The sequence below is a fragment of the Vibrio alfacsensis genome (genome assembly GCF_019670485.1).
Classification (GTDB): domain Bacteria; phylum Pseudomonadota; class Gammaproteobacteria; order Enterobacterales; family Vibrionaceae; genus Vibrio; species Vibrio alfacsensis.
In genome coordinates this window covers 1,238,115-1,251,954 of the sequence record NZ_AP024165.1, presented here as the reverse complement: position 1 = coordinate 1,251,954, position 13,840 = coordinate 1,238,115, and the positions used below count along the sequence as shown (strand labels likewise).

The following is a 13,840-nucleotide window of genomic DNA, read 5'->3' as shown; positions in this document are numbered from 1 at the left end:
ACGTGGAATTTACAACACCAGAGAAAACGTCATCTCAGCGAGTAGATCGGCTTTTGTACCAACAAACTCGCCGAGCAGAGTTGCAACCAAAAACAGACTCTCGATTGCCCTGCACTGCCAGCACCAAAGAACAAAACAAACACTGGGACAGTTACAAAACCTTGGACTTGTAGCAGCTGAAAATGAGTTTGGATCAACGACGATGAATCTGTGAACCGAGCAATCAGCAGTCAAATCTTGAGCTCATAAGCATGATTTTGACTGCTAGGTTTTTCTGGCGACTAACGCCGCATTAAGTGGTGAGCAACGCACGACCACGGAACCTAAACCATTGTGCCGTAAACACAAAATTTAAAGCAAACCGAAAGTGCCGAGCGTTGGGAATCCGTCTTAAATGCTTTGTTATGCGATTTTACCCAACGTGTGCTGCAACCTTGTGCGCTACTTGGTTTGCTGTTTCATGTGAATTATCTATTGAAAGCAGATTTTCATGTTTAATACCAACAAACTTCATGTCAGTCAGCAACTTATCCATTGTATCTAAACACGATAGTTTGTACGAATTTACTCGCTCATCTGACTGCGACCTTTCTCTGATGATGTCGTGACTTGGGTTCAAGTGAACTGGATGAACTTCAATTCCATTGTCTGCAAAGAACTCTAGGTATTTATTGATTTCAACCGCATCACTTTCAAAGCAAGTCATATATGTCATGACTAGATGGGTAACACCTATTTCTTGAGCTTTAGCTATCGTTGTTCTACGAATTTGATTCGTGAAATCAAAGAAGTCCTTATCACCAAATTCATCGTAAATTGACAAACTTAGGTCTACTGCCAAATGGTTGTGAAAAAGCTTATAACCAAAATGTTCTGCTAACTCTTTCGCTACTGTTAATTTTCCTGCTGCTGGCGCTCCATGCAACCATACTAATTTCATACTACTATCCTTGATATTGTGCGAATCGCATAACGCCCTGTTAAGGTGTGAGCAACGCAATACCGATGCTTCCGCATACCACCTTAAACACTAAACGCAACGCATAGCAAAAATGCCAAGCGTTGCGAATCACTCTTAAACAGATTGTTAAGCTGCATTTAGCCACTTACTTAGATCTAGTTCTGGCTTCACTTTTTCTTGCATTACTTTCGAGCTAGGTAGAGATGTAAAGTCGATGTCTAGTACTTGCTGAAGTGTTTCGCTAGGTTCATACGCCAGTTCAAAAGAGCAAGCTTCATTAACGATATGAGCTACTTTTTGTATTTGAGAAACAAATAGCTTTATATCACCATCTTGAACAATTATTTGTACACCATCATACGTTACGCCACTGCCGCTACTACCTGCGTAAGAAGTTAAATGCAGTGAATCGGCAAACTTTCGAACAGTAGATTGCATTTCAACCAAAATCCGGTTTTGGTCAGGCTTCGAGCATGCCGTAAGTTCCGTCGATTGCTCAACAAAACGTGTGACCATAGAGTCGAAGCTATCCCAAACACTAGCTGGTACAGAGAAATCACCATATCTCGCATTCGGGAATAGTGCTTTATGTAATTTCCTTGGGGAGGATGTGTGAAGTTTGCTATTCCACGTCTTATTCAGGTACTTTTCAAACTCTTCGATATGTTTGTAGTAGTTAGAAAAGCTATTTTGTTCATTCGCAACACGTATTTGCTCTTTGGTTTGCTCTGAGCGATGGTTCGCAGCAAGCAAAGCAACGATTGGTATGATTAGAGCTAAGATAGCTAGAGGAACACGAAATACTACCAAGGCATGATTAAAACCAGCATATGAATAATCTGGGGTTATCTGAGAATTAATACCGACGATCAGCGCGACAATAATTGCAAAGCTAATAAAAACACCTACCACAAGCCAAAGAACCTTTAGCTCGATTAGGCTTTTTTGTGGATCAAAACGCAATTTGTTCTTCATTGTTTCTCCTGCAGCTTAACGCCCTGCTAAGGGGTGAGCAACGCAATACAAAGCCGCCGCAAACCACCTTAATCACTAAATTCAACGCATAGTAAAAATGCCACGCGTTGCGAATCCCTCTTGAGCAGTTTGTTAGTCGCGAGGCACCGAGCGACAATTTTAAGCCGAACTAAACTTTGCGAACAACAAACTTTATGTGCTTTGATGCATTTAAGTCAGGCGTAGTCTCAAAGCGGCTACTCAATGAAACCACTTGGAATTAACAACGCCGCAGAAAACGGACTGACAACACCAAAAAGAGCCTTTGGAAAGCCAATCTCACAGTGCGGACTTTCAACAAAGTCACTGAAACCACGTGGAACTTACAACACCAGAGAAAACGTCATTTCAGCGAGTAAATCGGCTTTTGTCCCCAACAAACTCACCGAGCGGATTTGCAACCAAAAACAGACTCTCGATTGCCCTGCTCTGTCAGCACCAAAGAACAAAACAACCGCTTGGACACTTGCAAAACTTTGGACTTAAAACTGCTGAAACTGAGTTTTGACCATCGACGATGAATCTGTATACCAAACAAACAGCTGCCAAATTTTGAGCTAAGAAACATGACTTTGATTGCTAGCTTTTTCTGGCGACTAACGCCCTGTTAAGGGGTGAGCAACGCAATACAAAAGCCGCCGCAAACCGCCTTAAACACTAAAGCCAACGCATAGTAAAAATGCCACGCGTTGCGAATCCCTCTTGAACAGTTTGTTATACATTTTGTTCCCGCGCCAACCGTCCTTTAGGCTTGTACTCTTGGAGTAGCTCACGAACCATAAACTGATAATCAGGATGCTTTTTAAAACTATAAGAGATGAAAAACGCTTTCGTAGCTTCCGCCGAACTCAAGTGTTTAATTTCTCCGACATTTTCACCTACAACTAAGCTAAATTTAACACCTGGAATGTAAAATATATGATGGTGATAACCTAATTTTTTGGAAGAAGTGGGGAAAGACACTTTTGGCATAATATCTTCATCGGTATCTACGTAAACCGCTAGGTATGCGTTCGAAGGAAACCCTTGCTCCCCAAGGAGGTAACGACGGAACTCTTCTTGGTAACGTGAGCCCAGTGACTTTTGATTAGAGTTTTTTGCCGTTGGCCAAGCTGAGGCGCGCCAAACGATACTTGCTGCAAAATATAGATAGCAGTCAATATTAGGGAATTCGTTCTGGATTGGGTTAAACCAACGTTCCCCTCTGATACTTGCAAATTGCTTTGCACTTTTTAGGCGCTCTAGAAGCGGGAACTTGTCAGTGCCAGCATGGCACTCTGACACAACAGCATTTTCCCCTAGGCGAGAAAAGCGTAATTCACACTCAGAACAAAGAAAATGTGAAGTAACTTGAAAATCAGAATAGATCGAAGATTTATCATGGCTTTGATTTAAAACTAGATCATCACCATCGAAAGCCCCTTTCAATTTTTTGTAAAGCGCCTTTGGCATGAGATGACTATTTCTTAACTCTTTGTGTTCTAAACAAAGACCGCACTGACCTAACCTCAAAGTTCCACCTTTCATAAAATGTATAACGCCCTGTTAAGGGGTGAGCAACGCAATACAAGAGCCGCCGCATACCGCCTTAAACACTAAAACCAACGCATAGTGAAAATGCCACGCGTTGCGAATCCCTCTTGAACAGTTTGTTAGCCCTGTGGTTGACTAGTACATATAACCTAGCCAATCAAAATGTCCAACACCCCACTGCTTATCTCTGAGTGGTTTCACATACAGTTCATCAAGATGCTCTACAGCAACTCCAAAGTTGGTGTGCTCGTGAAGCCTTAACCAAGACTGCATGCACTGAACTTGGTAAAAGCCGTTTGTAGAGTAGAAATCATGTAACTCAGATATAAGGATTATGAAATCCACATCTTTAGTTTCAGCAAATGCCGATAATTCTGACAACATAAAAGAGCCAATACCTTGCCCTCGATAACGTTCGTCAACACAAAAGTCGATTACGCCCAGAACCTTATGTATTTCCCCGCCGACACTAACAACGCGATAATCCAGTCCAAGATAGCCAACCAGCTGTTCACCTTGAAAATGAAGGGCACGCATATGAGGCAACTGCTTAAAGTAAGAACGACTTACTTGGCTATCTGGAAAAGCTTGATTTCTTAATGCTTCGATTGCCTTATGATGCAATTCTGAAACATCTATTTCTTGTACGATTTCCATATCGTTTCCTCGAAAAGGGCTAACGCCTTGCTAAGGTGTGAGTAACGCAATACAAAAGCTACCGCACAGCGCCTTAATCACATAAGCCACCGCAAAGTAAAAATGCCACGCGTTACGAATCACTCTTAAGCAATTTGTTAGTACATGCGCTACTTCTATTTATGCGCTCCAAGATATTGAAAACTGGCATAATATGAAAGGCTTTGAACACTGAAGTGAGACGGGCAGCTACAAAACTTTACCCCGATTGAAAGACGAAAGTTGGCTAGAAGAAAAACGCACTGAACTGCCCTACTTTCACTGGCTTCAAATTAGAAAAGGATTCGATCCTCGCACTTCGACGGCAGTACCAAAGAAAGACAACTCTGACTTCGTAAAAACCACGAAAGAGAAGAAGCGCCAAAGAAATAGGGTAAGAGTTAGACACCGTAAACGGTGAAATCAAAGCAAACACTCACCATATAGTGCCACCGGAAAGAACGTGAAAGGTACAAACTGAAACGTGTAAAGACGAGCGCCAAAACAGATAAACACCAAAACTTATGACCTTTGATGTCAACCCCGTACTAACGCCCTGTTAAGGGGTGAGCAACGCAATACCGAAGCCGCCGCAAACCGCCTTAAACACTAAAACCAACGCATAGTGAAAATGCCACGCGTTGCGAATCCCTCTTGAGCAGTTTGTTAGTTTGCAAACCCAAAGCGTTGATTTTACGTTATTTTACACTTTGCAAACAACAAACTTTATGTGTTTTGATGCACTTGAGTCAGGCGTAGTATCAAAGCGGCTTCTCAATGAAACCACGTGAAACAAACAACGCCGCAGAAAGCGAACTAACAACACCAAAAAGCACTTTTGGAAAACCAATCTAACAATGCGGACTTTCAACAAAGCCACTGAAACCACATGAACTTACCACACCAGAGAAAACGCTATTTCAGCGAGTAGATCGGCTTTTGTACCAACAAACTCAACGAGCAGAGTTTCAGCAAAAAAGTTCGACTCAGGTAACCCAAAAGTTGCCGCACCAAAAAACAAATCAACCGTTGAAACGATGCCAATTTTGAATTTTCACCACGCTAGTTAACACTGAAATTGAACGCCGATACGACAATTTCAACTTTGAGCTTTTACCACTAGATCTTGCGATATAGCTGCGTTTTTCCTCTTGCAAACTAACGCCGCGTTAAGTGGTGAACAACGCTACCACCTCACCTAAACAATTGTGCCATATACACTAAAGCTGAATCGAACCAAAAATGCCAAGCGTTGTGAATCCGTCTTAAACGCTTTGTTATGTTCACTTACCCTAAACCACCGAGAAACTTAGGCAACATTGCTAGATCTCGGATTTGATCGACTTCAGATTTGGTCAAGTTACGGCAGACATATGGAAATGCCTTTAACAAGATTTCTTTCTCTTGGTCAAATGCTTCGGCGCTGTATTCAATAGTAGGGTCGTTCAATTCGTTGCAAAATCCCATTACAGCTCTCAAGTAAAGAGTTGGCGTGAAATAATCTTTTAGATCTGCCCATGCATCTACATAACCATCAGTGAAGTATCGAGCAGAGTGAGAGAGCTTATAGTCGCAATCGCCACCACAACAAACGTACTGATTTCTGATTTTCTTGATTGCTACGTCATTTACAGTTTCATATTTACTCCAAGAAACTACCCTACCAATACTTTCATAGCCAAGTTCTTCTCCGCAACAATGACATTTAAAAGGTTCAAAGTCTGAGAAGATTTGAGCTGGTTTCGGATTCTCATCAGCCCAAGACTTATATGAAACAGGGAAGTATCGTTTTGCTAATTCGAGACAACTACTATTTTTGAGCAATGTTTGCTCAATCTTTGATGAATCGAAAAACTGGTGCTCAATTTCAGTAATACTTTCAACTTTAGCTACTAAACCAGATGAGGGTAATGTTGAATAAAAACCGATAAACCCGTCGCAACCATGAGCACGTAGCGAGTCTAGGATTTCTGGCTCGTCAGTTTTAGACACAGATGAACCTGAATGAGCTTTATGCTTACAACTAACAAGCCAACGCACTTCGGTATCATTTGCTATACCTTTTCTTGTTTCAATCAGAAGTAGATCTTTTCCACCATCAGCACCTCTTCCGGGAGCTGATTCAATTTTATAGCCTAAGTTGTGGAAGAAATCCCGTGCAAAAAGCTCGAATTTGTCTTGTTCACCGCCACCCTTATGTGGCATGGGAATCTCTTTAAAATCTAATATTGCCATCCGTATTTCCTGCTTGTGAACATAACGCCCTGCTAAGGGGTGAGCAACGCAATACCGAAGCCGCCGCATACCACCTTAATCACTAAATTCAACGCATAGTAAAAATGCCACGCGTTGCGAATCCCTCTTGAGCAGTTTGTTAGTTTGCAAACCCAAAGCGTTGATTTTACGTTATTTTAAACTTTCCAAACAATAAACATATGTATTTTGATGCACTTAAGTCAGGCGTAGTCTAAAAGCGGCTAGTTAATGAAACCACGTGGAACAAACAACACCGCAGAAAACGAACTCACAACACCAAAAAGCGCTTTTGGAAAACCAATCTCACAATGCAGACTTTCAACAAAGTCACTGAAACCACATGAACTTACCACACCAGAGAAAACGCCATTTCAGCGAGTAAATCGGCTTTTGTACCAACAAACTCAACGAGCAGAGTTTCAGCAAAAAAATTCGACTCAGTTAACCCAAAAGTCGCCGCACCAAAGAACAAAGTAACCGTTGAAACAATGCCAATTTTGGATTTTTACCACGCTAATTAACTGTGAGTTCAGACTCCGATACGACAATTTTAACTTTGATTTTTTACCATTAGATCTTGCGATATGGCTGCGTTTTTCCTCTTGCAAACTAACGCCCTGCTAAGGGGTGAGCAACGCAATACCAAAGCCGCCGCATACCACCTTAATCATTAAAATCAACGCATAGTGAAAATGCCACGCGTTGCGAATCCCTCTTGAGCAGTTTGTTAGTTTGCAAACCCAAAGCGTTGATTTTACGTTATTTTAAACTTTGCAAACAATAAGCTTTAAGTGTTGTGATGCACTTAAGCCAGGCGTAGTCTCAAAGCGGCTACTCAATGAAACCACGTGGAACAAACAACGCCGTAGAAAACGAACTTACAACACCAAAAAACGCTTTTGGAAAACCAATCTCACAATGCGGACTTTCAACAAAGCCACTGAAACCACATGAACTTACCACACCAGAGAAAACGCCATTTCAGCGAGTAAATCGGCTTTTGTACCAACAAACTCAACGAGCAGAGTTTCAGCAAAAAAGTTCGACTCACTTAACCCCAAAAAGTCACCGCACCAAAGAACAAATCAACCGTTGAAACGATGCCAATTTTGGATTTTCACCACGCTAGTTAACACTAAAATTGAAAGCTAATACAAAAACTTAAACTTTGAGCTTTTACCACTAGATCTTGCGATATAGCTGCGTGTTTCCTCTTGCAAACTAACGCCCTGTTAAGGGGTGAGCAACGCAATACCGATGCCGCCGCATACCACCTTAACCACTAAAACCAACGCACAGTAAAAATGCCACGCGTTGCGAATCCCTCTTGAACAGTTTGTTATATGCGTGGCTAAAGGGGGTTCATAACTTGCAGACTTGTTAATCAACGACTTTGAAGCTTATAAAACACAAGCTTTTTTCTGTTGGGTAGATCTTTCGCAAAATCCATTTGAGCATGAAGACAAATGGAAGATTTTCTGCTTTTGCGTGCTTTCTGTTGAGTTTATCGAAGTTCACATGCTCAACACCGACAATTTCTAGTCTACAGATTTTCCGCCCATCTTCGTGAGTAAATGCTTCAACAAGCTGACCTGGATAATAATGGCTTTCAGATTTATCCCTAATCGTTGCAGTCTTTTTACCAGAAAGAATCTGGCGCTCTAGCCTTGTAAAAAATGTAATTTTATCCACCATTGAACACCGCTTCCTTACAGATTCTTCCAAGCATATAACGCGCAGTTAAGGTGTGAGAGACGCAGATCCACCCTAACCTAAAATAAACTCTGATAAATCCGTGCCTATTTGGGCACTAAAACCCCAATGCGTTTCGAATCGCCTTGAACGTCTTGTTATTCCGCAACTAAAGTCGGCTATGTTTACGCCTAATCTTTTGATATGACGAGAAATTTTCGGTATGCAGGCAAAAATCGAAGCCGAAGTATTTGGCAGCTCACTACCTTAAATCGCTTTAGCGTCACTCTTTAATTGCTGCGCCATATTAAGGTGCGCTTAAAGCGCTTTAAGGCTAGCATGGAAATGACCAATATTCGCCCTTTTCGCCGCTTTTCCACCCTATTACCCCGCCACTTTCACTCTTAGGCTACAACCACGTACATTCAGCCTGAGAGATCCGTTGCGGAAATAACGCCCAATTAAGGTGTGAGGCACGCAATACTGATGCTGCCGCATACCACCTTAACCACCTGAACCGACGCATAGTAAAAATGCCACGCGTGCCGAATCACTCTTAAATTGTTTGTTAACTTTCTAGAACTCAAAGTCCAGCCAATCATCGTCTTGAACTGAACCTGATTCACTTGGGCAAGTTGGAGTTGGCTCCAATAAGTTGACCAAACGTTCTCCTTGGTTTAGCAAATGATCATAAGTCATAATTGAGAGATTGCTTAATCGTGAGTTTAAACCGTGTAAGGCTTTGTGTTTTTCGGGAGTCCAATCATGAGACCTACCAATGACTATCGTAGCTCTTGGATGGTAAGCCACAATCTCTGGGTGGTCAGCTAGCCCTTTAGACGCAACATCATTGAAAACGTCCAAGTATCTGTGACATTGCCCAATAGCCTTAGATACTTCTGACGAAAAGTAAAAATTACGATGAGAGCTATCATAATTTAACACCTCCATGTTCGGACGTTTCAGCTCGATTATATCTCTGAAACCACCGATAACATTCGATAGCATTAAATCCAAGTGGTCATGAGGAGATATAGCTCTTACATCGTCGTTAACTACATAAGCATTTCCAAAAGCCCAAGGATACTCTTCACACCATTTTTGATAGATCTTCTCATCGTTTTCTTGGTTGTTGAGATGATTTCTCAACTGATTTACTGCCGATTTCATATCTTTGAGTCGGATAGAGCCCTTGAGAGCATTAGCTAACTCATCTGATAAATCTGCATTTTCAAGATGCTTTACAATTTCACTTTGAGACAATACTGAAGTAAGCGCATTAGCAACCGATTGAGGATCATGTTCAGCAAGCTGTGCAGTACCATCATTAACCCTTATAAGAAGAAAGTCGCCCTCTGTTTCATTTTTTACAGCAACATGGGACTTGATTGCCTCATATAACTTCAATAAAGACCCTGCCTGTAAAGACAACGATTTTTCGTCAACGGGAAGCAAGCCAAAGGGTGTATTTTGCTTTTTGTACGTAATAATTTTTCCCGCAAGATCTACACCTTGAGAGTTCGTAATGTAAAACGGCACAAAATCTATCCTAGAACGTGATGTTTCGTGAATTACAACTGGATCGCTGTAACCTACATTTCCAGACTTTGCCTGTTTCTTACCAATTGAGCCTACTGACAATTTTACCTCCCAACTCAAAAGAAAGTTAACGCCCTGTTAAGGGGTGAGCAACGCAATACAAAAGCCGCCGCATACCACCTTAATCACTAAATTCAACGCATAGTGAAAATGCCACGCGTTGCGAATCCCTCTTGAACAGTTTGTTATATGCGTGGTTCAAGGGGTTTCATAACTTGCAGACTTGTTAGTCAACGACTTTGAAGCTAATAAAACACAAGCTCTTTTCTGCTGGGTATATCTTTCGCAAAATCCATTTGAGCATGAACACAAATGGAAGATTTTCTGCTTTTGCGTGCTTTCTGTTGAGTTTATCAAAGTTCACATGCTCAACACCGACAATTTCTAGTCTACAGATTTTCCGCTCATCTTCGTGAGTAAATGCTTCAACAACCTGCCCTGGGTAATAATGGCTTTCAGATTTATCCCTAATCGTTGCAGTCTTTTTACCAGAAAGAATCTGGCGCTCAAGCCTTGTGAAAAATGTAATTTTGCTCACCATTAAACACCTGCTTCCTTACAGATTCTTCCAAGCATATAACGCCCAATTAACGTGTGAGCAGCGCAGACACTGAACTTGAACACTGTGCCATAAACACTAAACTCAACCCGAAGTGAGAGCGCCAAGCGTTGCGAATCACTGTTGAATTGTTTGTTATGTTTTACCACGAACGCATGATTTACTTGAGAAAGAACTGCTATATCTAACTAGTTTTCTGAGCTAAACCACAAGGCTCGAACCAACTTGACCGCCAAAGGTGATTAACCTTAAACGTGTAATTCCACTTCCCTGCCCAATGAGGCAACCCGACCAAGAAACAACAAGCGCCCTATCTTTCCAACCAAAGCGCAGACAATGGCTAATTGCCGAGGCAACTGCCAAGCCGAAATGCTAATTGCCTAAGTACCCAGAAGCGACTTTAAGCCAGTTAAACCCGAAGCCAACCGCCACGACCTATCAATGAAGCAACCCACGAACATTTGCATGTTTTACGGGCTGAGAGATTCAAGAAATTAGAACGACAATGCGGATTTGCTGAGTCTACTAGGGACGAACTGCCAGAGGGATAAAGAACTAGAACCTAAGACACTTAAGCCTTTGAAATACAAGTAAACATAACGCCCTGCTAAGGGGTGAGCAATGCAATACCGAAGCCGCCGCAAACCACCTTAATCACTAAATTCAACGCATAGTAAAAATGCCACGCGTTGCGAATCCCTCTTGAGCAGTTTGTTAGTCGCGAGGCACCGAGCGACAATTTTAAGCCGAACTAAACTTTGCGAACAACAAACTTTATGTGCTTTGATGCATTTAAGTCAGGCGTAGTCTCAAAGCGACTACTCAATGAAACCACTTGGAACAAACAACGCCGTAGAAAACGGACTGACAACACCAAAAAACGCTTTTGGAAAACCAATCTCACAGTGCGGACTTTCAACAAAGTCACTGAAACCACGTGGAACTTACCACACCAGAGAAAACGTCATTTCAGCGAGTAAATCGGCTTTTGTACCAACAAACTCACCGAGCGGAGTTGCAACCAAAAACAAACTCTCGATTGCCCTGTTCTGTCAGCACCAAAGAACAAAACAATCGCTAAGACACTTGCAAAATTTTAGACTCAAAACAGCTAAAACTAAGTTCTAATGATCGACGATGAGTCTGTGTACCAAACAAACTGCTGCTAAATTTTAAGCTCAGAAACATGATTTTGATTGCTAGCTTTTTCTGGCGACTAACGCCGCGTTAAGTGGTGAGCAACGCTACCACCTGACCTAAACCATTGTGACATAAACACTTAACCCAAAGTAAGCCGAAAATGCCAAGCGTTGGGAATCCGTCTTGAACGCTTTGTTATGCTCGTCTTTCCAGCAATGACGTAATGTCTTTTTTGAACTCATCCGAGAGACGTTCGAACTGCTCTGGTGCAACCAAATTTTCTTCACACATTAACATGAGCTGAATAAATGCCTTATTGCGAGAATGACCATCAAAGATAAGCTTCATCTGCTTTTCTGACGTTTTGGAATACTGACACATAAAATGAAACCTTTCCCCTGCCAGTTCTGACTCGTCAGTAATAGTTTCAATGACTTCGTTCAGTTGTCTCGTGCAATACAACTGAATTGCTTCATTTTTGATTTCGCAAAAGACTTTCCAATCAGACTCTTTGATACTCATGCCAACCTCCTTAAAGTTCCATTTTTCAGCATAGAGCATAACGCCCTGTTAAGGTGTGAGCAACGCAATGCCGAAGTCACCGCATACCACCTTAAACACTAAACGCAACGCATAGTAAAAATGCCACGCGTTGCGAATCACTCTTAAACAGTTTGTTATATGTACCGTTTACTTATCTATGATTTTACTAAGAAATGACCAAATATTTTTCAGCTTATCATTGAACAAAGAGACTAAATTTATGCATTGGTCCTTTAATGAACCTTTACATTCTTGCCCGCTTAGTAATTTTTCAAAGTCCCCTTTTGAATCTTCTAATTTTATGCATTGCTGCTTTGAAAAATCAATTAAATAGGACTCCGTCTCTTTTTTTACATCATTTTCCGTTCTTCCTATTACCGGATCAGTAAAATATAAGCATCTAAATACGAACTTGGAATGAAAGGTATAAACACTTGCAAGATCGGTTAGCACGGCTTTGTGACTATTCTTTAGAGGGTTAAGCAAATATCCATTTTTTGATTTCAACGCACAATCAGAGGTTATATCCAATATCTCATAAGAGTTATCAAACTCTATCCAACAATGAAAAAGACTATCTATCGACTTGTCATTACTAGTCAAACTAAAGTTCTTAATAAGATCTATATTGCTTTCGGTCTCATCACTGGCATGTAAGAAACCGACTACAACCCTGGGGGACAATCCTAGTGATTTGAGATCATTTACAATTGACAGGTGAGCCGGAAGACAATTGTTCCGTAAATAATAATCTGTAGGATATCTATTACCTTTAGCATGAGTCACCCACATAGGTTGATTATTTCTTGGATTTAGATAGTTCCTGCGTAGAACATTCACCGCTTTAGATTTCAACTGGTCTACAATTTGATTTGTTAAAACCGATGTATGCTTTAGCTTTACTATTTGTTTATTCATGAGGTTCTTCATTAATTTTCGATTGTACATATAACGCCGCATTAAGGTGTGAGCAACGCAACCACGAAACTCAACCTTACCACCGTAAACACAAAAACCAACGATGGAATGAAAAATGCCAAGCGTTGGGAATCACTCTTAAATGCTTTGTTATGTTTGTTGTGAAGTATGCTCGTAAGTCTCTAGTGCTTTATTTAAAAACAGCTCAACAGCAGCCACGACGCTTTCAGTATTCTTTTCAAACTCCACCAAATGTTCAAAAATTACCGCAGCTGTTTTTTCTAAGATAATCTCGTCTGATAAACCAATTTTTGTCAGATCTCCACCAAGTATACGTTTTGCTTTTCTTGCAGTATCAACCCACTCAAGTTCTTCATCGTGATACTTATCATGATGGATAACACCATTTCTCTCCAAGCGATATGATGAACACGCCTTATTCACTGACTTTAGAAGTGAAACCAAATCAGCCCTAATAACCTTACCATTCGTAATTATTGCTTGATGGTTCACTGAATCCTTTGCCATCTGTATGTCACATAAAAAATTGGTGAAAATTAAAACACGATCATAGATTGTTCGACTTCTGATTAGATAATTCTCGATGTGAAACTCGATATACTCTGCAATCTCATGTTCGTTTGGGCAAAATTTGTAAGAGTGCCTCAAGCACTGCTCAGAGATTTTTAGCTTTTTTATCGCCGTTTCAATTGAGCGACATGTTTTCCAACAATCAACATGGTACTGCTCTAAAGCTGTTCTATCTGAACCTTTCTTATGTGTAAAAAGGTCACGTCCAAAAGAATCATATATTTTGTGCTTCAAGGTTTTCTCCCAAAAACATAACGCCTTGTTAAGGTGTGAGGCACGCAATACCGAAGCTCCCGCATACCACCTTAACCACTAAAACTAACGCACAGTAAAAATGCCACGCGTGCCGAATCACTCTT

At 41.1% G+C, this 13,840-nt stretch carries 12 protein-coding genes and 1 pseudogene; 2 read left to right on the top strand and 11 right to left on the bottom strand.

Annotated elements, in window-relative coordinates; genetic code table 11:
* Positions 1-412 precede the first annotated feature (412 nt).
* A complete protein-coding gene (locus tag VA249_RS05790) occupies positions 413-940 on the bottom strand; it encodes an ATP-binding protein (protein ID WP_221069321.1) in 528 nt (175 codons plus the stop codon).
* A gap of 147 nt (positions 941-1,087) precedes the next feature.
* A complete protein-coding gene (locus VA249_RS05780) occupies positions 1,088-1,936 on the bottom strand; it encodes a hypothetical protein (RefSeq protein ID WP_086047002.1) in 849 nt (282 codons plus the stop codon).
* A 243-nt stretch (positions 1,937-2,179) separates the two neighbouring features.
* Here VA249_RS05780 and VA249_RS05770 point away from each other — a divergent pair.
* Positions 2,180-2,483: pseudogene (locus VA249_RS05770) on the top strand (hypothetical protein).
* A gap of 206 nt (positions 2,484-2,689) precedes the next feature.
* Here the strand turns inward: VA249_RS05770 and VA249_RS05760 are convergent.
* The 6 genes from VA249_RS05760 to yqfB (VA249_RS05695) form a co-directional block, all read right to left on the bottom strand.
* Positions 2,690-3,502 (bottom strand): hypothetical protein, encoded by an 813-nt coding sequence (locus VA249_RS05760; protein WP_221069317.1) that lies wholly within the window; start codon positions 3,500-3,502, stop codon positions 2,690-2,692.
* A 141-nt stretch (positions 3,503-3,643) separates the two neighbouring features.
* Positions 3,644-4,165 carry a GNAT family N-acetyltransferase gene (locus VA249_RS05750; protein ID WP_005433929.1) on the bottom strand — a complete coding sequence of 174 codons (522 nt, stop codon included), beginning with the start codon at positions 4,163-4,165 and terminating at the stop codon, positions 3,644-3,646.
* Positions 4,166-5,470: 1,305 nt separating this feature from the next.
* On the bottom strand, positions 5,471-6,418 hold the full coding sequence (locus tag VA249_RS05735) for a restriction endonuclease (RefSeq protein ID WP_221069316.1): 948 nt from the start codon (positions 6,416-6,418) through the stop codon (positions 5,471-5,473).
* 1,401 nt (positions 6,419-7,819) lie between these two features.
* Positions 7,820-8,134, bottom strand: a complete 315-nt coding sequence (yqfB, locus tag VA249_RS05715) for a N(4)-acetylcytidine aminohydrolase (RefSeq protein ID WP_221069314.1) — start codon at positions 8,132-8,134, stop codon at positions 7,820-7,822.
* Between the two features lie 573 nt (positions 8,135-8,707).
* Positions 8,708-9,772 carry a Shedu anti-phage system protein SduA domain-containing protein gene (locus tag VA249_RS05705; RefSeq protein WP_221069310.1) on the bottom strand — a complete coding sequence of 355 codons (1,065 nt, stop codon included), beginning with the start codon at positions 9,770-9,772 and terminating at the stop codon, positions 8,708-8,710.
* Positions 9,773-9,956: 184 nt separating this feature from the next.
* On the bottom strand, positions 9,957-10,271 hold the full coding sequence (yqfB, locus tag VA249_RS05695) for a N(4)-acetylcytidine aminohydrolase (protein ID WP_004401149.1): 315 nt from the start codon (positions 10,269-10,271) through the stop codon (positions 9,957-9,959).
* A gap of 843 nt (positions 10,272-11,114) precedes the next feature.
* Between yqfB (VA249_RS05695) and VA249_RS05685 the strand changes: the two genes are divergently transcribed.
* Positions 11,115-11,417: a hypothetical protein gene (locus tag VA249_RS05685; protein ID WP_221069308.1), complete on the top strand. Its 303-nt coding sequence runs from the start codon at positions 11,115-11,117 to the stop codon at positions 11,415-11,417.
* A gap of 207 nt (positions 11,418-11,624) precedes the next feature.
* Here the strand turns inward: VA249_RS05685 and VA249_RS05680 are convergent, their stop codons facing one another.
* From VA249_RS05680 to VA249_RS05665, 3 genes are all read right to left on the bottom strand, one after another.
* Positions 11,625-11,951 carry a hypothetical protein gene (locus VA249_RS05680; RefSeq protein WP_025633776.1) on the bottom strand — a complete coding sequence of 109 codons (327 nt, stop codon included), beginning with the start codon at positions 11,949-11,951 and terminating at the stop codon, positions 11,625-11,627.
* Positions 11,952-12,119: 168 nt separating this feature from the next.
* Positions 12,120-12,890, bottom strand: coding sequence for a hypothetical protein (locus VA249_RS05670; protein WP_221069306.1), 771 nt, complete (start codon positions 12,888-12,890; stop codon positions 12,120-12,122).
* Between the two features lie 150 nt (positions 12,891-13,040).
* The gene (locus tag VA249_RS05665) at positions 13,041-13,715 is read right to left on the bottom strand and encodes a Cthe_2314 family HEPN domain-containing protein (protein WP_031850734.1); all 675 of its coding nucleotides are present in this window, start codon (positions 13,713-13,715) and stop codon (positions 13,041-13,043) included.
* Positions 13,716-13,840 lie beyond the last annotated feature (125 nt).